Source organism: Chloroflexus islandicus (assembly GCF_001650695.1).
Classification (GTDB): domain Bacteria; phylum Chloroflexota; class Chloroflexia; order Chloroflexales; family Chloroflexaceae; genus Chloroflexus; species Chloroflexus islandicus.
In genome coordinates this window covers 1-19926 of the sequence record NZ_LWQS01000055.1, presented here as the reverse complement: position 1 = coordinate 19926, position 19926 = coordinate 1, and the positions used below count along the sequence as shown (strand labels likewise).

At 62.1% G+C, this 19926-nt stretch carries 17 protein-coding genes and 1 tRNA gene; 13 read left to right on the top strand and 5 right to left on the bottom strand.

Annotated features, from left to right (window positions below):
- Positions 1-33 precede the first annotated feature (33 nt).
- Entirely contained in the window at positions 34-975 is a 942-nt protein-coding gene (locus A6A03_RS10550; protein ID WP_066787629.1) for a DUF4938 domain-containing protein, read from the bottom strand.
- Between the two features lie 276 nt (positions 976-1251).
- Here A6A03_RS10550 and A6A03_RS10545 point away from each other — a divergent pair, with 276 nt between their 5' ends.
- Entirely contained in the window at positions 1252-1914 is a 663-nt protein-coding gene (locus tag A6A03_RS10545) for a class I SAM-dependent methyltransferase (RefSeq protein ID WP_066787627.1), read from the top strand.
- A 20-nt stretch (positions 1915-1934) separates the two neighbouring features.
- On the opposite strand, the gene A6A03_RS10540 is transcribed toward A6A03_RS10545, so the two are convergent.
- Positions 1935-3884 carry an amylo-alpha-1,6-glucosidase gene (locus A6A03_RS10540; protein ID WP_216636347.1) on the bottom strand — a complete coding sequence of 650 codons (1950 nt, stop codon included), beginning with the start codon at positions 3882-3884 and terminating at the stop codon, positions 1935-1937.
- 603 nt (positions 3885-4487) lie between these two features.
- Between A6A03_RS10540 and A6A03_RS10535 the strand changes: the two genes are divergently transcribed.
- Positions 4488-5381 (top strand): metallophosphoesterase family protein, encoded by an 894-nt coding sequence (locus tag A6A03_RS10535; RefSeq protein ID WP_066787620.1) that lies wholly within the window; start codon positions 4488-4490, stop codon positions 5379-5381.
- Here the strand turns inward: A6A03_RS10535 and A6A03_RS10530 are convergent.
- Positions 5335-6261: a ketopantoate reductase family protein gene (locus A6A03_RS10530; protein ID WP_066787617.1), complete on the bottom strand. Its 927-nt coding sequence runs from the start codon at positions 6259-6261 to the stop codon at positions 5335-5337. The genes A6A03_RS10535 and A6A03_RS10530 overlap by 47 nt on opposite strands.
- 64 nt (positions 6262-6325) lie before the next feature.
- On the opposite strand from A6A03_RS10530, the gene A6A03_RS10525 reads away from it, so the two are divergent.
- The 6 genes from A6A03_RS10525 to A6A03_RS10500 all read left to right on the top strand — a co-directional run bounded on the left by A6A03_RS10525 (position 6326) and on the right by A6A03_RS10500 (position 11609).
- Positions 6326-7048 carry an LppX_LprAFG lipoprotein gene (locus A6A03_RS10525; RefSeq protein ID WP_066787611.1) on the top strand — a complete coding sequence of 241 codons (723 nt, stop codon included), beginning with the start codon at positions 6326-6328 and terminating at the stop codon, positions 7046-7048.
- On the top strand, positions 7045-8586 hold the full coding sequence (locus A6A03_RS10520; RefSeq protein WP_066787607.1) for an MFS transporter: 1542 nt from the start codon (positions 7045-7047) through the stop codon (positions 8584-8586). The genes A6A03_RS10525 and A6A03_RS10520 overlap by 4 nt, the downstream gene beginning before the upstream one ends.
- A gap of 89 nt (positions 8587-8675) precedes the next feature.
- Entirely contained in the window at positions 8676-9185 is a 510-nt protein-coding gene (locus tag A6A03_RS10515; RefSeq protein WP_066787605.1) for a hypothetical protein, read from the top strand.
- A 106-nt stretch (positions 9186-9291) separates the two neighbouring features.
- Positions 9292-9368, top strand: a tRNA-Pro gene (locus A6A03_RS10510).
- 61 nt (positions 9369-9429) lie between these two features.
- Positions 9430-10128 (top strand): response regulator transcription factor, encoded by a 699-nt coding sequence (locus A6A03_RS10505; protein ID WP_066787604.1) that lies wholly within the window; start codon positions 9430-9432, stop codon positions 10126-10128.
- 188 nt (positions 10129-10316) lie between these two features.
- Complete coding sequence (locus A6A03_RS10500; RefSeq protein WP_066787602.1) at positions 10317-11609, top strand: sensor histidine kinase; 1293 nt, start codon at positions 10317-10319, stop codon at positions 11607-11609.
- A gap of 3 nt (positions 11610-11612) precedes the next feature.
- Here A6A03_RS10500 and A6A03_RS10495 read toward each other — a convergent pair whose 3' ends face one another.
- Positions 11613-12371 carry a sulfite exporter TauE/SafE family protein gene (locus tag A6A03_RS10495; protein WP_066787600.1) on the bottom strand — a complete coding sequence of 253 codons (759 nt, stop codon included), beginning with the start codon at positions 12369-12371 and terminating at the stop codon, positions 11613-11615.
- Between the two features lie 51 nt (positions 12372-12422).
- Positions 12423-13103: a FadR/GntR family transcriptional regulator gene (locus A6A03_RS10490; RefSeq protein ID WP_066787598.1), complete on the bottom strand. Its 681-nt coding sequence runs from the start codon at positions 13101-13103 to the stop codon at positions 12423-12425.
- A 158-nt stretch (positions 13104-13261) separates the two neighbouring features.
- Here A6A03_RS10490 and galT point away from each other — a divergent pair, with 158 nt between their 5' ends.
- The 5 genes from galT to A6A03_RS10470 all read left to right on the top strand — a co-directional run.
- Positions 13262-14251, top strand: a complete 990-nt coding sequence (gene galT / locus A6A03_RS10485) for a galactose-1-phosphate uridylyltransferase (RefSeq protein ID WP_066787596.1) — start codon at positions 13262-13264, stop codon at positions 14249-14251.
- Positions 14252-14428: 177 nt separating this feature from the next.
- Positions 14429-15442, top strand: coding sequence for an ATP-binding protein (locus A6A03_RS10480; protein WP_066787593.1), 1014 nt, complete (start codon positions 14429-14431; stop codon positions 15440-15442).
- A 141-nt stretch (positions 15443-15583) separates the two neighbouring features.
- Positions 15584-16654, top strand: a complete 1071-nt coding sequence (locus A6A03_RS20875; RefSeq protein WP_245668949.1) for a CHAT domain-containing protein — start codon at positions 15584-15586, stop codon at positions 16652-16654.
- Positions 16575-17684, top strand: a complete 1110-nt coding sequence (locus tag A6A03_RS20870; protein WP_245668948.1) for an SIR2 family NAD-dependent protein deacylase — start codon at positions 16575-16577, stop codon at positions 17682-17684. Before A6A03_RS20875 ends, A6A03_RS20870 begins: the two co-directional genes overlap by 80 nt.
- Positions 17684-19926 (top strand): NACHT and WD repeat domain-containing protein (locus tag A6A03_RS10470; protein WP_245668947.1); only part of this gene is annotated, 2243 nt, incomplete at its 3' end. The genes A6A03_RS20870 and A6A03_RS10470, both read left to right, overlap by 1 nt.

Below are 19926 nucleotides of genomic sequence, written 5' to 3'. Positions count from 1 at the left end.
AACCCCGGTAGGAGCCGCCTTGCCGGGCGGCTCCTACTCATCACCGGTCGCGTATCCGCCCCACCCAATCACTCCATTTGGGGCATAGCTCAACAAGGCGTGCAACGCCGGATCAGTGAGGTTGATCAATGCCGGCGCGGTGCTGCACAGCATCGGCAACCCCAACGCCTTCAGCCACTCGTCATCGTCGAGGGCGGCAGGCGGGCGCGGGCCGGCGTGGTCGGTGATTACCGCGAGATCGCAGCGGTCGAAGGGCAATCCTTCCCGCAAGAGACTATTGGTGTCAAATCCGATCACCAACGCCGGGCAAGCAGGATCAGCCAGCGCCGCGAGCACAGCCGCTCGATCTGCGTGATCAAGTGCGCGGGCTTGGTAACGATTGGCTTGCTCGGCGACGGTGTGGCTGCGGTAGCGTTCGCCGGTGACGGCCACAATCGGGATGCGGCCTAGTTGCGACCACGGCGGTTGCAGGCCGGGCGCAGCCCGTAGATCGGCCACCGTCACCGTCCAGCTTCGTTCGCCATACCCCAGCAGCAAGCGTCCATCGGGCAATACCGTGGCCGGCAGGTCGTGCCGGCGGGCATTGGCGATCAGTTGCAGGGCAGTGACCGGCAACGCCTGCGCTTGGCGGCGGTCGCGCAACGCCAGCAGCGGCTCGTCGGGATCCCACGTCTCGTCGCCGGTGATCTCGGCGTTCATGCCGTCGATCACATACTGGCATAATTCAGCGCCGATTGCCGGCTCGTTGGTGGTGAAGAAGGCGCTCAGCAGCACATCGTCTGATCGTGGCTGCGCTGTGACGTGTAGATGGGCGATGACTAGCCCGATCGCCAGCGCGCCGCCTTTGATGGCACTGCGGAGTCGTTCGCTGTGGTCGGCGCTAGTACTGGCCCGCAAGACCACGCCGGGTTGCGGGCGGTAGATGTTGGGGCCGTGCAGTGCGGCGAGTTGGACAATGGTGATTGGTCGCTGCATACGTGTGTATCCCGCTAAGGCGCAATGCCGCCGAGCGATGGCAGGTTGCAATGCGGTTAGGTTTGATTAACCATACAATCCCTTGGCGCCTTTGGGTGCCGGCATATTGGGGGAGCCGCACCGCCGTGCGGCTCTACCTGCGCACCTTCGGGTGCTGGCATATTGGGGGAGCCGCACCGCCGTGCGGCTCTATGCTTGGATTGCAACCGTGCATTCATCGATTTTTGCTGGCATATTGGGGAGCCGCACCGCCGTGCGGCTCTACCTGCGCGCCTTATGATACCACTGTTGCATCAACCCTACTTGGCGCGCATTCGCCATGCCCTGCTCGCCGCCACTCCCGCCGGCGCGCGCGTTGCGCTTGACGTGGGCTGCGGTGATGGTTCCAAAACCCTGTGGCTGCGCGCGCGATGCGCCTCTGATGCGCTGCTGATTGGCATTGACCGTGATGCCGCCGCGTTGCGGGCAGCGCCGGCCTTGGCCGCCATCGCCGGCGACGCCGAGGCGTTGCCGTTGCGCGATAGCTGCGTCGATCTGATCTGGTGCGTGGCCGCACTGCAACTCTTTGCCGACCGGCAACGGGCCTTGCGCGAGTTGTGGCGGGTGTTGCGGCCCGGCGGGACGTTGCTGATCGCGACGGCGGGCGAGTATTGGGTGCGCCTGCGCCGCCATCCGCCAGCGTTGCTGGCCGCGCTGCCGCCGGTCTTGCCGCTTGCTCCCGCTGATGGTTTAGCCGATGAGTGGACGCTCTTGCTGGCCGGCGCTGGTTTTGCCGCGCCCCAAGCGCAAGCCTATCTGCTCGACGGCGCTGAACCGGCGCAGGCGGCGTTGATCGATAGCGCCGATCTGGCGGCGTATGCCGGGCTGCCGTTCGTAGCCAGCTCTATCGCCGAACCCGACCCTCGCCCGGTATTGTTTGTGGTCAGCGGGCGGAAGTGAGCTGGCCCGGCGCACTGCTCCTACCTCATTTCATACAACACGCGCAAGACTTCGGCCACGCTCCACGCTTGGGCGAAGCAGCCGCGCGGCTGGTGGGGCGGATCGCCGTCGAAGATTTCGCTGATCGTGCCGATGCAGCCATCGCTGAGGTGATCGAGCAACGGCGCTAGCAACCGGCGGGTAGCGGCCCGATCGCCGGTGAGCCGGTAGACAGCGCTGGCGTAGGGGCCGAGCAGCCATGCCCAGACCGTGCCTTGGTGGTAGGCGGCGTCGCGCTGCAAGAGCGGCCCGGCATAGCGCGGCGCGTAGTCGGGATGGGCCGGATCAAGGCTGCGCAAGCCAACGCTGGTCAGCAAAGCTTGGCCGCAAGCGCGCACGACTGCCTGTTGGCGCTCTCGGTCGAGCGGACTGTGCATCAGGCTGGCGGCAATGATCTGATTGGGCCGGAGCGTCGCATCAACGCCGTTGGGCGTGTCGATCACATCGTACAAGTACTGGCCATTCGCGTACCAGAACCGGTTGAACCCGGCGCGCGCCGCCGCCGCCATCGTCTGATACCGCTCAGATGGGCGACCCAGCCGTTGGGCAAAGCCGGCCATGCTCTGCAACGCGTTATACCAGAGCGCATTAATCTCAACCGGCTTGCCAGCGCGCGGCGTCACCACCCACCCCTGCACGCGCACGTCCATCCACGTCAGTTGGGTAGCCGGCGTGCCGGCCCGCAAGAGACCATCGCCGCGATCCAACCCGATTCCATCACGGGTACCGCGCACGTGCCAGTCGATGATCTCTTCAAGCAGCGGAAACAATTCGGCGAGCAGATCGTCGCCGGCAAAAGCGGCATGGTGGGCGCGCACCGCTTCAAACAGCCAGAGGGTCGCATCCGCGGTGTTGTATTCAGGCGCTGTACCTTCATCGGGGAAGCGGTTGGGAACCATGCCGCGATCAACAAACCGGGCGAAGGTACGTAAAACTTCCGCCGCGACCTCTGGCCGGCGGGTGGGAATGGTCAAACCGGGCAGGCTGATCATTGTATCGCGACCCCAGTCGGTAAACCACGGATAACCGGCGATAACGGTGCGTCCGCGCGTCCCGCCGGGCAAGGGCCGCTCGACGATGAACTGATCGGCGGCCAGCGCGAGCTGGAAAACGAATGGGTCGTCCGTCCAGTCAATCCGCTGCACCAAAGCGGCTTCGTAATCGGCGCGCAACTGCCACGCCGTTTCGCTGTCAAGGGTGGCCGCGGGTTCGGTGGTAGCGACCACCAACAACGACTCTCCCGGCGCGAGGGTGGTGGTGAGCCGGCCCACCCGGCGCAGGTTATCGACCGCCGCTTGCCCGCGTTCAGCTTCGGTAGCCAAAAAGAGATCGGTGAGCCAGCCGCCGAGCGGGGTAAAGGTTCCCTGATCGCTGAGCAGGCGCAGATGGCGTCCGCCGGCTAGCGGCCATATCCGCAACCCGTTGGCGATAGGTTCGGCCTGCAAGGGAATGTCGCCTACCTGCGCCACCGCGTGATGGTCACGCGCCGTCGCCAAAGCGTCGAGCCGGAGGGCGAGCGGAGCCGAGGCGCGCCGGACGGTATAGCGAATGTAGGTGGTGTTGGCCCCCGGCGCCATCCAGATTCGCCGTTCGAGCAGCGCATCGGCCAGCGCGTACTCCCACACCGGCGTCGTTCCCTCCAGCCGCCAGCGTTCGAGCCACGGGCAAGCTCGGGCCGGTTCGCCAGTGCGCCGGTGGGTGGTGAGATCGAAGGTCTGGCCGAGATAGCTCACATGCGCATCGAGCGACGCTAACGTCAGCACCCGGCCCAGCGGCGGTTCGAGCGCGGCAATCAGCAAACCGTGATAACTGCGCGTGAGCGTGCCGGCAATCGTACCGGCGGCATAACCGCCGATCCCATTCGTCACCAGCCATTCGCGATGCGCGGCAAAAGTTGGCTCGCTACCCAAAGCGCGTCCGAAAGTAAACACAACGTCAGCTCCTTCCTGAGACGGTTCCATAGCCATGGTACACTACGTGGAGAGTGTGGTTAATAGCCCCCCTCCCAGCCGCCCCCCGTTGGGAGAACGAGTCCAACCCCCCTCCCCCAGCGGGGGAGGGGTCGGGGGTGGGGGCACATCCCCCCTCCCCCAGCGGGGGAGGGGCTAAATAGCCGCTCGCCGAGTGCAAGGGCGGACAGAACGTATGAGCGCAGATATGATTGATGGCTTTGCAATGCGCCGGTTCACCCTCACCCCCTTCCCCTCTCCCGCCACGCGGGAGAGGGGCGCTACTGCGTTCCGCTCAACCAGTGCCGGTCGCGAAGATGCGGCAGCTCCCCCGCTCCTGCCGTCAGGTGAGAGAGGGGGCCGGGGGTGAGGGAGTCAACGCAACGCCGCAAAGTGAGCAAAGGCGCAGAGATTTTTAACGCAAAGGCGCAGAGAACGCAGAGGGCGCAAAGGTTTTTGGGATGGGGGTCATCCTCAGCGTCCTCCGCGCCCCCTGCGGTAAAAAACACACCTCCCTCCCCCTCCGGGTGAGGGGCAAGGGGTGGGGGCTGACAAGCACATACATACGGAGGATGTTCCACACCAATGAAGATAGCTGTTCTCGCCGACATTCACGCGAATCTCGCCGCGTTTCGCGCGGTGATTGCCGATATTGAGCAGTGGCAGCCTGATACGGTCATCATTGCCGGTGACATCATCAATCGCGGCCCGCAACCACGCCCTTGCCTTGAGCTAGCCTTGCAGATGCAGGCTGAACGAGGCTGGCATGTGTTACGCGGCAATCATGAGGGTTACATCCTCAGCTATGACCACGATCTGAACGCGGGCCATCCGCCGCAGGGCGGCCAGCGCGTATTGCACGGGCCGATTATCTGGACGCATCAGGAAGTGGTTGATCTGTTGCCGCAGATCAAGGCACTCCCCACGAGGTTGGCGTTAGCAACGCCGGGTGGGACGGTGATGGTCTATCACGGCTCGATCCATCACGACCGTGATGGTCTGTTGCCCTCTCATTCGCAGCTCGAATTGCAGGCCAAGATTGATCCGGAAGCTGCGGTGTTTTGTACTGCTCACACCCACATGCCGTTCACCCGCTGGGTTGGCCAGACGTTGGTGGTGAACGTGGGGTCGGTGGGGTTGCCCTTCGATGGCGACTGGCGGGCCGCGTATGCTCGCCTGACACTCGACCAGCACGGCTGGCAGGCGCAGATTGTACGGGTGCCGTACGATCGCGCCGCTACGCTGCATGCGGCGCGCGCGGTGATGATTCCTGCGTGCGGGCCGATTGCCCAGATTATGGTGCGCGAGCTGGAAATGGCGCGCTCGTTTCTGTTCGATTTTGTGCCGGTGTATTACGATCCGGTGATCGCCGGCAAGATAAGCGCGGACGAGGCCGTCCACCGGTTTTTGGCCGACCTTGACCGGCTGCCGGCTACGGCTCCTGCACTCGCAACGGCGCCGTCGCTTCTAATGCCTTAACCAGATCGCACAGCAGCTCGTTGAACGGCGTCGGCACGCCGAGCCGGCGTCCTTCACGCACAATCGCGCCGTTGATGGTGTCGATTTCGGTGGGTGCGCCGCGCAAGATATCTTGCAGCATTGACGAGCGATTTGCCGCGGTCGCTTGCGCCACGGCCAGCGTCTCGGCCACAGGATCGGCTAACGCCAGTGTAATCCCGGCGGCGCGTGCGACGGCCACCGCTTCCTCGACCGCCTGCCGGACAAGGGCAGATGCTGCCGGCACGCTTGCCAAAGCGCCATTGGGAACGCGCAGGATCGCGGTGAGCGCGTTGATGCCCACGTTCACAATCAATTTGCCCCAGACCAAACTGTTGAGATCAGTTGAAACCCCAGCCGGCAAGCCGGCGGTGCGAAACGTGTCGGCGAGGGCATAAGCGATGCTGAGCGACGGCGCTGCGCCAAACGTGGTCGGCCCGCGACCGGCGAGACGTACCCGTCCGGGGCCAAGCAGGGTTGCGCCGAGCGTGGTGACGGCTTGCCCAACGCGCAATGTTCCCAGCCGCCGGCTCAGCACTTCAGCGTTCCCTAGCCCATTTTGCAGTGTGTACGCTACCCCGCCGGGTTTCAAAAGCTGCGCGGCTGTCTCGGCGGCCCACGCGGTTTGGGCGGCCTTGACAGTAACGAGCGCGACATCAACCGGCTCAACACTCGCCGGGTCAGTCGTTGCTGGGATCGAACGGCTGGTTTCGTCGCCATTATAGGTGCAGCGCAACCCGGTCGCGTTGATGGCGCCGACGTGTTCCGCCCACGGATCCACGAGCGTGATCGAAATGACAGGAGCAAGGTGGAAGCCGATCACACTGCCGAGCGCACCAGCGCCAATAATTGCAATCTTCATGGTGGGCGACCTCTGTTATACTACTGTCACGACCATGGTAGCACAGCAGATGAGAAGGTGCGCTATGAAGCAGAGCTGGAGATGGCTCATCGCAAGTCTGGTCTTGTGGCTGGTTGGTTGTGGGGGAGTAGCAGCGCCACCGACACCGACGCCGACTCCCGATCCGCGCGCGTTGGCAGCGGCTATCGGTCAGGCAACCCAAAATAGCCAGAGTGCCCATTTTCGGATTACCCTGACCGGCAAGCCGGTGGCGCTCGATGCAGGCGGGGTGACGACACTGAATGGCATCGAAGGCGATTTGCGCCGGCCTGATGCTGTGCTCTCGGTGCTCAACATCACGCTTGGCAATGCAATTGGCGAGATCCGGACGGTCTCGCTGGCCGGCAAGCAGTATACGACGAATCCGATTACCCGCCAGTGGATGTGTCTGCAACCCGGCTCGACCTTTGATCCGGCGGTCTTGTTTGCTCCCGATATTGGGATCGAGGCGTTGCTGGCGAACCAGTTTGCCGATGTGACGCTGGTGGGGATTGAAGACCTGAACGGTCGCCCGCATTACCATCTGCGCGGTACGCTACCGGCTGACAAGTTGCGCGCGATCAGCCTCAATCTGTTGGGGGCAGGGCCTGTCGCTACTGATTTGTGGGCCGATCAGGCGACGATGCGCGCTAGCCGGGTGGTGCTGGTTGATACGGCTACCGATGCGACTAGTCCCAGCACGTGGACGCTTGAGTTTAGCGAATACGACAAGACGGTTGATGTTCGCGAACCGGTGCAATGCCCATGACGAATCCTGCGCTGACCAAAGCCGGAGTGCGCACGTTCGATCCCCGGATTACGCTGGGATTGGTCTGCTTGGCGATCTTTATCGGCGCGGTTGACTTGACCGTCATTAGCGCGGCGTTGCCGAAGGTCATGATCGACCTGCGCCTGTCGCTTGACACCGAACTTAACCGCGCGTCGTGGGCAGTGAGCGGCTATTTGCTGGCCTATACGGTGAGCATCACCTTTATGGGCCGCTTGTCGGATCTTCTCGGGCGGCGCATGGTCTACCTGCTCTGCTTGGTCGTCTTTTTGATCGGGTCGGCGTGGGTGGCCGCTGCGCCTAATCTGACGATGCTAATCATTGGCCGGGTAGTGCAGGCGCTGGGTGCGGGGGCGATGGTGCCGGTCTCGATGGCGCTGGTCGGCGATCTCTTTCCTCCCGGCCAGCGCGCGGCGGCGCTCGGTTTGATCGGCGCGGTTGATACCGCCGGCTGGATGGTCGGCCATCTTTACGGCGGCGTGCTGATGCGGATTTTCGACGATTGGCGGCTGCTCTTCTGGCTGAATCTGCCGATCGGGCTGGTGGCGTTGGGGTTGACGTGGTACGCATTGCGCCAGATTCCTACCCCGCCGCGAGCCGGCCATTTCGATTGGCTGGGCACGGTGTTGCTCAGTGGCAGTCTGGTGGCGTTGAATGTCGGCTTGGCTGCCGGTAGTGAATTGGGTGCAACCGATTTCTACGGCGAGCGGCTGGGGCCGCCGCCCTACGCCGGGCCGCTGGTGATAGTGGCGCTGGTGTTGCTGGCCCTCTTCGTCTGGGCCGAGCGGCGCAGCGCCGATCCGCTGATCGGGCTGGAACTCTTTACCCGGCGCGATACCGCGATGGCTTGCGTGATCAATGTCATGGTCGGGTTTGGGCTGGCGATTGCGATCACGAATGTGCCACTCTATATCAATACCTATCTGCTGCTCTACAACCCAACCGATAGCGATATTCTGCGGGTGGCGGCGTGGGATGCCGGCTGGATGTTGTCAGCCTTGACCTTGACGATGGCGGCAGCGGCGCTGCCGGGTGGGTTGTTGACCGGCCGCTACGGCGGGCGATTGCCGGCGTTGCTCGGTTTGGCCCTCGCGTTGGTTGGCTATACGCTGATGGCATTTTGGGGGCCTGAAGCGACCTACCTGCGCATGGGCCTTGAGCTGGCGTTGACTGGGCTTGGCCTTGGCTTGGTAATTGCGCCGGTGGCCGATACGGTCGTGGCGGCAGCCGGTGAAGACCGGCGCGGCGCTGCGTCGGCGTTGGTGATTGCGTTGCGACTGGTGGGGATGACGGTCGGCGTCGCGATCTTGACCCTCTGGGGCGTACATCGCCAAGATGAATTGCGGCGGGCCGGCGCCGATAACCCGCTGGCTATGACCGACCCGGCCCGATTCCTGATGGAGATTGCGGCGCAGGTGATCGGCGAAACATTTTTGTTCGGCGCAGCGGCGTGTGTGGTCGGGCTGCTGGCAGCGTGGTTGATGCGCCAAGTCTCCGCCGGTGCGGATGGTAAGCAGTAAACCCGCTTGCTATGGAGTGCGGCAGTACAACTGCCGCACCTCACTCCGCAGTATCGCTGGGTTTGATAACAACAGAACGGATATGTTCAATGCACGACGAAGAGATTCAGCGCCTTATCGCGCAGCGGTTGCCGGCTGATGTGCGGGCTGGCCCGGCTGAGATTCGCCGGTACAGCGACGAATTGATCATCATTCTGCCTATCGCGCGTCCGCTCGAAGAGATTCCGCTCTTGCGCGAGCAGACCCGGCGTGACCGGATGCGGATCGCGCGCGAAATCGAACGCCACAGCGGGGTGCCAGTGGCGTGGGGGATGCGCGCCGCCGGCCACGAGGTGCTCTTTACCACCCGCACCGTGCCGGTGATGACCCGGCTGGGTCGCGCTGAACGCGAATTGCTCGATCTATTGGTCGCAGTTGGCATCGCCGATACCCGCAGCAGCGCATTGGCCTACATTGCCCGCGCCTTTGCCTACGAACACCGTGAATGGCTGGCCGAAGCCCGCCTCGCCGTCGGTGAAATGGCCCGCGTGCGCGCCCGGCTCCAACTCACGCCGCGCCCCGGCCCGCCCCCCGTGCCGCCGGTTGCCGAGGGTGATTGACGTGATGCGGAGGAATCATCCGCAGCGATAGCGCTTTTGGGTCTTTTCGCGGCTATCAGCAACCCGCTTGACAAAATCCCTACCATGCTGCTAACCTTAAAGGCGTCGGGGCGTGGCTCAGCCTGGTAGAGCACCGCGTTTGGGACGCGGGGGTCGTGGGTTCAAATCCCTCCGCCCCGACCACATTCGCCACGTGGCAATGACCGCCGGCCCTTAACCGGCGGTCTTCATGTGTGGAGCAGCTATGGCGACGGTTCTGATCGTCGAAGATGAAACGACACTGGCCGAGACCCTGCGGTATAACCTCGAACGCGAAGGGTATTCAGTGATTGTTGCGGCAGACGGGGTGCATGGTCTCGACCGCGCCCGCCGCGATCAGCCCGATTTGGTTGTGCTCGATATTATGCTCCCCCGGCTCGATGGCTTCTCGGTCTGTCGCATCCTCCGCCAAGAGAGCGATGTGCCGATTATGATGCTCACCGCTCGCCAAGATGAGGTCGATCGGATTGCCGGCCTCGAACTTGGCGCCGATGATTACATTAGCAAGCCATTCAGCCTCGGCGAGTTTCTGGCCCGCGTGCGCGCTATTTTGCGCCGCAGCGAACGCCAACCCCACTCGATTGTCCGTGAAGTGCTGGAGGCGGGTTCGATCCGGGTTGATACCAGTAGCCGGCGGGCATGGCGCAACGGCCACGAGCTCAACTTGCCCCAAAAAGAGTTCGACCTGCTCACCTGCCTGATGCGCAATCGCGGTATTGCCCTCACCCGCGATCTGCTGCTCGAGCGAGTTTGGGGGCAAGATTTCATCGGCGATAGCCGCACCGTCGATGTTCATATTCGCTGGCTGCGCGAAAAGATCGAACCCGATCCCGGCAAGCCGACGTATATTCAGACCGTGCGCGGCGTCGGCTACCGGTTTGAGCCGCCTGCCGATCAGTCGTGACCGGGGTTATGGATTTGGGGAATGCGGCAGCTTCGCCGCCGCATCCGCGCCAGTTTAGAGGGCTGAAGCCGTAGCATCCGCAGCTATCTCGCTGAGATTGCTATGTTGCCCCTTGCAATGCCATCCATAAACGTGACCAAACCGGTTTCCCTGACCCGGCAACGTACAGCCAACAGCATAGAATCTGCATGACCCTGCTTGAATTGACGCTAACGGTGGCTACAGTAGTGCTGGCGGTGAGCTTGATCCTCAGCGTCCGCCGTTGGCGTCGGTTCGAGCGTAAGCTGGCCACGAGCGCCGCTGCACCATCGCTCACCTCGCCTGAGCCGCAACAGGATCACCTGATGATCTCGTCTGACAATTCGCCGGCAATGCTGATTGATCCCGTTCCCGCATTACTCGTTCCCCAACGCCAGCCCCTGTTCCTCGCCCTCGCCCAAGCGGTTGATACCGGTGTGATTGTGGTTGACGCCGAGCGCCAGATCGTCTTTCACAATGACGCGGCGAGCCATCTACTGGCGGGCCAAGGGAGCGCAACTGGCAGTGGCTTGATTACGCTCTTGCGCGATCACCAAGCCGATCTGCTGGCGCGCGATGTGATCGCCGACGGCGAACGGCGGGAATTGACGATTCGCCCGCTGGCGACTGGTCGCACGTTACATTTGCACTATGTGCCGCTGGTGGCCCAAGCCGGCCAGCCGGAAGGGGCGTTGATCGTTATTCGCGACTTGACCCAGATTAGCATGCTCGAACGGGCGCGGCGCGATTTGGTGGCGAACGTCTCGCACGAGCTGCGCACGCCGCTCGCCTCGCTCAAGTTGTTGGTAGAGACGTTGCAATCGGCGCCGCCACCTGATATTGCGGGGAGAATGCTCGAGCAGATGGCGCAAGAGATCGATGCGGTGACGCAACTGGTTGATGAGTTGCACGAACTCTCGCGGCTCGAGTCGGGGCGGGTGTCGCTCAAGTTAGCGCCGCTGGCGGTTGGGCCGGTGATCGAGCGGGCCGTGGAACGCATCCGGCCTCAAGCCGATCGAAAACACCAGACTATCTGCGCTGAGGCGTTGCCTGATCTGCCGCCGGCGCTGATGGATAGCGACCGGATTGGGCAGGTGTTGCTCAATTTGCTGCACAATGCGGTCAAGTTTACCCCCGAAGGCGGCACAATCACGGTTGCAGCCAAGGTGCTTCATATTACAGTAGACGATCCTCCTTCGCGCGAGGATCGACCGCCGCACCCCGCCGGCACGTGGGTGCTGATTAGCGTCAGCGATACCGGTATTGGCATTCCGAGCCGCGAGTTGCGCCGGATCTTCGAGCGGTTCTACAAAGTTGATCGGGCGCGCACCCGCCACGCCGGCGGCACTGGCTTGGGTTTAGCGATTGCCAAGCATCTGGTCGAAGGGCATGGTGGCCGGATCTGGGCCAGCAGCCAAGAAGGGCAGGGTTCGACCTTCTGGTTTACGCTGCCGGCGGCGTAACGGTCACGCACTGCGCACAAAGAACCACACCGTTAACCCGATACTAATCACCACCACGGCGATCCGCACCCGGCGGGCATCGATCCGCCGGGCAATCGCCGCACCGCCGTAGCCGCCAGCGATCGCGCCGATCGTCATGATCAGGGCCGGCAGCCACGCGATCAAGCCGGTGGCCACGAAGGTTGCCACCGCAATCCCGTTGACGAGCGCTGCCTGCAACGTCTTCAGCGCATTCATCCGGTGAATGTTGTCGTGACCGAGCAGGGCCAGTGCAGCCAGCGTGAGAATGCCCAACCCGGCGCCAAAAAAGCCGCCGTAAATGGCAATCGCAATATAGATAGCGATCACCAGCCAGCGCTGGCCGTTACCCTCGCCGACCATCCGTTGTGCCAAGCGGGTGATCTGCGGGCTAAAGGTAAAGACCAGCGTGGCGAAGAGCAACAGGTACGGGATCAGCGCGGTAAAACGCCGTTCGTCGGTATAGAGCAGCAAGATTGCGCCGAGCAACCCGCCGAGCAGGCTTAACCCGCTAAAGAGCCAAATATCGCGCTGCTGGCCGCGCAGTTCGCGCCGGTATGCGCCGATGCTGGCCAGCGTGCCCGGCCACAGCGCCAGCGCGTTAGTGGCATTGGCCACAATGGGCGGCACGCCGGCCACCAAGAGCGCAGGGAATGAAAAAAAACTGCCGCCGCCGGCGATCGCGTTCAGCGCGCCGGCCAGCAGCGCCGCGGTGAAGATGAGGAGTAAGTCGAAGAGTTCCACGTCACATTCCTTTCAATCATCAGATCATCAGATGTTATCAAGCGTAAAAAATCAGGCGTTACCGGCGCTATGGCGCAGCGTCGCTTCGTGCCGGGCCAGAATCTGGCGCGTCACCGCAACTGCTGCCGCTGCATCTCCTGCTGCAATCGCCGCGACCAGATCAACATGCGAGCGATCATCAGCGGCTGGCGCGGCAACATCCCACAAGACACCGAGCGCGTCGCGGAGCGTGACGGCAAACATCCGGTAGAGATCACTGAGCATCGGGTTGTGGGTAGCGCGAGCAATGGCGCAGTGCAACTCGATGTCAGCGGCGAGCGCCGCGGCGGTATCACGATTGGCCAGCGCCGCCGAGCGCGCCGCCAACCAGTGCCGGATCGCGGCCAGATCATCGTCGCTGCGCCGTTCGGCGGCCAACGCCACGACTTCCAGCTCTAATGCGCGCCGCACCTCATGCACTTCTTGTACTTTCGCTTGCCGCAACCGCACAGCTAACGGCTCGGCGACCGCCGTGGCGCGCACGTAGGTGCCGTCGCCTTGGCGCACTTCGAGCAAGCCTTCGTGGGCCAACGCCCGAATCGCCTCGCGTACCGTCGAGCGTCCGACGCCGAGTTGCGCCATCAGTTGCGGTTCGGGTGGCAGCCGGCTGCCGACCGGGTACGCCTGTGTCTTCAGTTGCTGGCGCAGGTGCTCGATAACTTGTTCGACTAACCGTTGCCGGGAAAGGGGCATAAGCGCCTCTGCCAAAAGATCATATCATCTGATGTATTAGTGTACGCTACGCGGTGTGTGTTTGTCAACCGGCATAACTTGCTCATCAGCCGCATCGCGGCTACAATACAAAGCATAGCGCAACGCTGCGGCTGACCGTCCGCTGTGGAGCAAGCCTCATGTCCGAATTACGGCAGAATATTGCCACCCGTGAATGGGTGATCATTGCCAGTGAACGCGCGCGCCGTCCCAATGCGTTTACCGAGACCCGCCAGCAACCGCTCACTGCTGAACGTCCGCCCCACGACCCGCATTGCCCCTTTTGCGTTGGCAACGAAGAACTCGATCTCGAAGTTGAGCGCCATCCCGCGATTGGGGCATGGCAGTTGCGGATTGTGCGCAACAAATATCCGGCCTTGCACGATCACGGGCCGGTGGTGCGCCATTTTGACGGGGTGCGGCGCACGATCAGCGGCTATGGCTACCACGAAGTGCTAGTTGAGCATCCGAACCACAACACGACTCTCGGCCTGATGACCCATGCCGAGGTGCGGGCCGTGCTGGCGGTCTATCTCAGTCGCGGGAAGGCTATGAGCACCGATCCGCGGATCGAGCAGATTGTCATCTTTAAGAATCACGGCGAACGGGCCGGCGCGTCGTTGCAACATCCGCACAGCCAGATTATGGCGGTGCCAGTCGTGCCGAGCGATATTCGCCACCGGATTGAAGAAGCGCGCCGGTTTTTTGATGATACCGGCCAGTGCGTCTTCTGCACGATGCTGGCCGATGAAGTGGCTCGCAATGAACGAATCGTCTACGCGAATGATGAATTTGTCGCGTTTGTGCTCTACGCTGCTTCGTCGCCGTTTCACCTTTGGATTTTGCCGCGCAAGCATCGGGCGAGTTTTTTTCATCTCGACGAATCTGAGCTCGATGGCTTAGCCGATGTGGTGCGCGAGGTCTTCCACCGGCTCTACTACCGGCTCAACGATCCCGATTTTAATCTGGTGCTCCGCTCGACGCCGGCCAAAGAGCCGGAAAACGGCTATTTTCATTGGTATCTGGCGGTGGTGCCGCGCCTGTCGTATATGGCTGGGTTTGAGATGGGCAGCGGCATCTTTATTAATCCGAGCATTCCCGAAGCGTGCGCGGAGTTTTTGCGCGAATGAGGAACATACGCTGACAATTTATGTGATTTCTAGTACATATTTGCAAGTCGATGGTTTAACTACTATTGCTGCAACAATGATTCAAAAATCGGTTATACTATCGTTTAACTACTCAGAGACGAGAGGCTCAGGCTAAGGTTCCGGCTTTGTTGCCAATGATAGAGGAGCTCTGCTACCATGACCGGCGCATTCCCCCTCAGCGACGAAACAGTCAAAGCCCTTGCGCCGTGTGATTTGCCGTTGCTGCGCCACGATCCCTTTGTGCGCAGCGTGAGCAGCGTCAGCATTGCCACCTTGCCGGAACATGTGCAGCCGGTGGTGCGGCGACTGTATGATACGCTGCTCGCTATTTTCAGCCGATTTGACCAGATGCGCCGGGTTAATCTCGGCGAACTGCGCCAGTTTTTGCACGAGACGGGATGGCACGATTTGATGCATGAACTGCGCGGCATCTCGCTCAGCCGGCAAGATCCGCTGTTAGGGCAGGTGATCCACGATATTCGCGGCGGGTCGTTGCAGGCGCTAGCGCTGCAATTGCAACTGCTCGAATTTGATCAGGCGCAGCCTTCTGATGTCGAACGGATCTATCTACTGGTGCGCGATCACCTCAAGATTATGCGCAACTGCGTGCCCGATCTCGATCCGGTGCGCACGGCCCGCGATATTGAATTGCGCGCGCACGGTGTTGATCTGTTATTGGAAAAGTGGCAACAAGCCGATTATCGCTTGCCCGACGGCACGGCCCAAGTTGTGGTCGATGCCCGTTATAACGGGGTGGTGGCCGACCGGTGCGTCGAGTTTTCGGCCCTCGATCGGGTGATCTACAATCTGATCAATAACGCCACCCGCCACAGCGCCGATCATCGGGTGATGGTCGGCATTTACCCCCTGTTCGAGTGCTCATCGCAAAGCCTGCGTTTTATTGTGGCAAACCGGATCGATCCGCTGCAACGCAACGCACTTGAGCAGCGCTTCGGCCTGCATTGGAGCGATCTGTTCCGCGGCGGCTTTACGTTTAGCAGCGATGGCAGTAAGGGCCATGGCTTTGGCTTGGCGATTTGCGCTGAGCTAGTGGCGAATGCGTACGGTCTGCCCAATGGCCCCGCGGCGATTGCCGGCAACTATGTCGGCGCTCTCCCCCACGGCGATCTGTTTGTGGCTTGGTTCCACTGGCCGGTTGCGGCCCCGTAAGTGCATCCTTTGCTCCGCTTAGGCCCAGACCATTGGTCTGGGTCAGTTGTATTTGTCTCCCGCATTCCGGCTTGCAGGAGACCGCGGCGACTGCTATACTGATTCATACGCTGCCGCGCCCTGCACGGACATTTGCTTCTCATGGATGAGCTGCTGGACCTCGAATTGAGTCTGCGTGGCCTTGGCAATGCCGGCTACGCAGTGGCGCTATCGTTTAGCGATCCCGATAGCGATGCCGATGTGCGGATCGAGCGGGGGACCAGCGAGCATCCGATCCGGTTTGATCTTGAGCGATTGCGCGCAGTGGCTGCTGATCCGGCGGCTTACGGCGCAGCGCTCGGTTCAATGCTGTTTAGCGACGGTGATATTCTTGCCCAGTTTACCGCCGCACGCGCGATTGCTCGCCGCGGTCGCCGTCCGATCCCTATCCGTTTCCGGCTCTTTATTGCCCCAAGTGCCGCTGAGTTGCATGCGCTGCGTTGGGAGACGCTGCGCACGCCTGATGGCGAGCCGTTGCTGATGGGTGAAGAGGTCTTCTTTTCGCGCTATGTCACCAGCAACGATGTACAGCCGATCCGCGCCCGCCCGCGCGGCGCCTTGCGCGTGCTGGTTGCGATCGCTAATCCTGCTGGCGTTGAGCGGTTCGGTTTGGCGCCGGTTGATGTGGCTGGCGAATTGGCTCGCGCGCGGGCAGGGTTTGGCGAGTTCGATCTGGTTGCGCTTACTGAACCCGGCGCGGCGACAGTCGATCAGATCATTTCCTCTCTGCGTGGGGCGGCTCGTGAGGGCCGCCCGTTTGATATTTTGTATCTGGTGGCGCACGGCAGCTATGTCGAAGGCAATACCTACCTCTGGCTGGTGAAGCCGGATAATGCCTTCGAGCGGGTCGATGGCGCATCGTTTTGCCAGCGCCTGCGCGAACTCAGCGAGCGTCCGCGCTTGGTGATGTTGATCGCCTGCCAGAGCGCCGGCGGGATGACTGCCGATAACGGTGCGTTGTCGGTGATTGGGCCGCGCTTGGCCGAAGCCGGCATTCCGGCGGTGATCGCGATGCAAGGCAATGTCTCGATGCGCTTGACCGAGCGGTTTGTGCCGGCCTTCTGCAAAGAATTGCTCCACGATGGCGTGATTGATGCAGCGATGGCGCTGGCCCGCGGCGCGGTGCGCGATCTGCCTGATCACTTGGATGCCGGTGCTCTATTCGCGCCTTAAGAGTGGTCGTATCTGGTATGTGCCCGGCTTTGCCGATGAGCGCGATACCGCCGAGAAGATCGAGGCGATTGCCGGCTATATGAGCGATGGTCTTTGTACGCCGGTGATCGGCCCGCAATTGGCCGAGACTCGCCTCGGTTCCAGCCGTATGATTGCGCGGATGTGGGCCGAACGCTATCGCTATCCAATGGAGGATTACGAGCGCGAGCAGTTGGCGTATGTGGCCCAATTTCTCTCGATCAAACACGATTATCGTTTTCCCCGCCGCTCATTGATCGAGACGCTCCGCCAATCGCTGATCGATGAATACCGCGATGTGTTGCCTGATCTCGACCGGCTCGATCTGCTTGACCTCTACCGGACGGTTGGCCGCTATGAGCGGGCGCGCGATCCGTTTGACCCGTACCGGACGTTGGCCGCACAGCCGTTGCCGATCTATGTGACGGCAAATGCTTCAAATATGCTGAGTGAGGCGCTGATCGAAGCGGGGAAGCAACCGGTTATCGAGTTGTGCCGGTGGAATGAGGATCTTGATCGGCTGCCCTCGATCTTCGAGCGTGAACCGGACTATCGACCGAGCGCCGAGCGGCCATTGCTCTTCCATCTGTTCGGGAGTTTTGACCAACCAGAAACATTGGTCTTGACCGAGGACGACTATTTTGATTTTTTGATCAACATTGCCGCCGAACGCGAGCGTATTCCGGCGATTGTGCGCGATGCGCTAGCTGATAGCGCGTTGCTCTTTTTGGGTTTTGAGCTGGAGGATATCGGTTTTCGCACGCTGTTCCACAGTCTGATCAAACCGTTGCGCGGCGCTTCCCGGCGGCGGCGCTACGTTCAGATCGCCGGCCAGCTCATGCCGCGCGAAGATCAGGTGTTGCAGCCAGATCGGGCGGTTCGCTATTTGGAAGCCTATTTTCAAGATACAGCCGCCATTAGTATCTTTTGGGGCAGTCCGCGCGATTTCTGCGTGGCCCTTGCCGCTCAGCTTGCCGAGAGTGACCGGCCCCGGCGCCGGCGCGGTTTCTAATGGAAACGCTACACCACAATCCCTATCTGGGGCCACGGGCCTTTACCCGCGAACACCGGTTGTATGGTCGCGATCGCGAGCTGCGCGATCTGACCAGCTTGCTGGTGTCTGAGCGGATTGTGCTGCTCTATTCGCCATCGGGCGCCGGCAAGAGTTCGTTGGTGCAGGCCGCTTTGATCCCGGCGCTCGAAGCGCGCCGGTTTCGGGTGTTGCCGATTGTGCGGGTTGGCTTGGCGTTGCCTGCTAGTATGCCGCCTGACGCCAATCGCTATTTGGCCGCCGCGGCACTCTCGATTGGCGGCGACGAGGCGATCGAGCGGTCGTTGGCCGAGCTGATTGTGCCGCCGGAACAGACCGATCCTGATGATACGGTGCTCATTTTCGATCAGTTTGAAGAGTTGCTGACGGTCGATCCGCTGCATCGCGCGGCGAAAGAGCAGTTTTGCCGGACGGTGGGCGATCTGTTGCGCGCCAATCGCTTTCTGTGGGCATTGTTTATCATTCGCGAAGATTATCTCGCGCCGTTGATGGAGTATGCCCACTTCTTCCCCTCACGGTTCCGCAACACCTTCCGGCTTGATCTGCTTGGCCCGGAAGCGGCGCTGGCGGCGATCCGCCGTCCGGCGCTCGATGCCGGGGTTGAGTTTGAGCTGGCGACGGCCCGCAGTCTGGTGGACGATTTACGCCGCGCGCGGGTGCAACTAGTATCGGATCAGGTGGAGACGATGCTGGGCGCGACGGTCGAGCCGGTACAGTTGCAGGTGGTCTGTTACCGCTTGTGGCAGCGGCTGTTTCCTGATGGTGCGCCGGCGGGGGCAGCGATTACGTCCGCTGCCCTTCGTATGATCGGTTCGGTTGATGAGGCGCTGGCCGATTATTATGCCGAGCGGGTGGCTGCCGCCGCCGCTGCGAGCGGGGTGCGCGAGCGGGTCATCCGCGATTGGTTTGATCAGCAGTTGATCACGGCAGGCAACATTCGCAATCAGGTGCTGCGTGGCGAAGGCGTTACCGCTGGCTTGCCCAATGCGGCCTTGCCGCCGTTGATCAACGCCTATTTGATCCGTGCCGAACAGCGGCGCAATTTTACGTGGTATGAGCTGGCCCACGATCGTTTGATTGAACCGGTGCGGCAGAATAATGCTGCGTGGCGCGAGCGGCTGGCGCCGTTTCAACGCCAAGCGGCGCTATGGTCAGCAACCGATCGCCCGGCCAGCTTGCTCTTGCAAGATGCCGATCTGGCCGCGGCACAGGCGTGGGTCGCAGCGCATCCCGAACAGGTCGAGCAGATTGATGAAGAATTCCTCAAAGCCTGTCGCGAACGCCAAGCCGAGATCGATGCTGATCGCCGGCGCGAGCGGCTCATCCGGCGGTTGGGGGTGGTGTCGGCAGTGCTGGCGGTGGTGATGCTGATCGCCGCTACTGCCGCTTTTCTTGCTTATCAAGAGGCCGATCGCCTATCGCGCTTGGCCCGTGCCCGCGAACTGGCCGCCGAAGCGGCAGTGAACCTCGCAGTCGATCCGCAACTGTCGCTGTTGCTGGCCCGGCAGGCGGTGCTGGTGCATCGTGAGCGGAACGAGCCGGTTGATTTGGCGGCGGAATCGATCCTCTACCGGGCATTGGCAGTATCGCGGGCGCGCGCGACGGTCGATCTCGGCGCCTCGGTGACGGCATTAGCCGTGAGTGCTGATGATCGCTGGTGGGCCGCCGCGACGATCTCTGAAGCTGGCGCGGTTGAAGTAGTGCTGGTTGAGCGGGCCGATGGCCGGATGCAACGGCTAGCCGGCGCGTCTGATCTGGTCGCGGCGCTCGCGTTTAGCCCCGATAGCAGCAAACTAGTTGCGGTCACGTGGGATGGCATGGTGTTGGGGTGGGCCACGGCCAACCCCGGTCAGGCCACTCGCTGGTTGCATCCGGCAGTGGCGGGCGGTAATACGCCGGTGCAACAGGACGCGACCTTAGGCGTGCGCCTGCTCGATGTGGTGTTTGGGCCTGATGGCAACAGTGTCTATACCGCCGGGTATGACGGTTGGTTGCGGCGGTGGGATGCGGTCAGCGGACGGCAGGTGGTGATCGGTGGTGAAGAGGGCGTCCCGCTGGTAAGTCTGACGATCGATCCCGCCGGTGTGCGTATCGCAGCGGCCACCCAAACCGGTGAGCTGTTTGTGTGGCGGTTGCGCCTGACGCCGACGATGAGCGCAGCACGTGGAGCGATGCTGAGTTGCAGGAGGAGGAGGATAAGGCG

Bases quoted from the DNA above. Each gene is read 5' to 3' on its own strand.
- A6A03_RS10550 (WP_066787629.1), bottom strand. From the start codon at position 975: ATGCAGCGACCAATCACCATTGTCCAACTCGCCGCACTGCACGGCCCC.
- A6A03_RS10545 (WP_066787627.1), top strand. From the start codon at position 1,252: ATGATACCACTGTTGCATCAACCCTACTTGGCGCGCATTCGCCATGCC.
- A6A03_RS10535 (WP_066787620.1), top strand. From the start codon at position 4,488: ATGAAGATAGCTGTTCTCGCCGACATTCACGCGAATCTCGCCGCGTTT.
- A6A03_RS10530 (WP_066787617.1), bottom strand. From the start codon at position 6,261: ATGAAGATTGCAATTATTGGCGCTGGTGCGCTCGGCAGTGTGATCGGC.
- A6A03_RS10525 (WP_066787611.1), top strand. From the start codon at position 6,326: ATGAAGCAGAGCTGGAGATGGCTCATCGCAAGTCTGGTCTTGTGGCTG.
- A6A03_RS10520 (WP_066787607.1), top strand. From the start codon at position 7,045: ATGACGAATCCTGCGCTGACCAAAGCCGGAGTGCGCACGTTCGATCCC.
- A6A03_RS10515 (WP_066787605.1), top strand. From the start codon at position 8,676: ATGCACGACGAAGAGATTCAGCGCCTTATCGCGCAGCGGTTGCCGGCT.
- A6A03_RS10505 (WP_066787604.1), top strand. From the start codon at position 9,430: ATGGCGACGGTTCTGATCGTCGAAGATGAAACGACACTGGCCGAGACC.
- A6A03_RS10500 (WP_066787602.1), top strand. From the start codon at position 10,317: ATGACCCTGCTTGAATTGACGCTAACGGTGGCTACAGTAGTGCTGGCG.
- A6A03_RS10490 (WP_066787598.1), bottom strand. From the start codon at position 13,103: ATGCCCCTTTCCCGGCAACGGTTAGTCGAACAAGTTATCGAGCACCTG.
- galT (WP_066787596.1), top strand. From the start codon at position 13,262: ATGTCCGAATTACGGCAGAATATTGCCACCCGTGAATGGGTGATCATT.
- A6A03_RS10480 (WP_066787593.1), top strand. From the start codon at position 14,429: ATGACCGGCGCATTCCCCCTCAGCGACGAAACAGTCAAAGCCCTTGCG.
- A6A03_RS20875 (WP_245668949.1), top strand. From the start codon at position 15,584: ATGGATGAGCTGCTGGACCTCGAATTGAGTCTGCGTGGCCTTGGCAAT.
- A6A03_RS20870 (WP_245668948.1), top strand. From the start codon at position 16,575: ATGCAGCGATGGCGCTGGCCCGCGGCGCGGTGCGCGATCTGCCTGATC.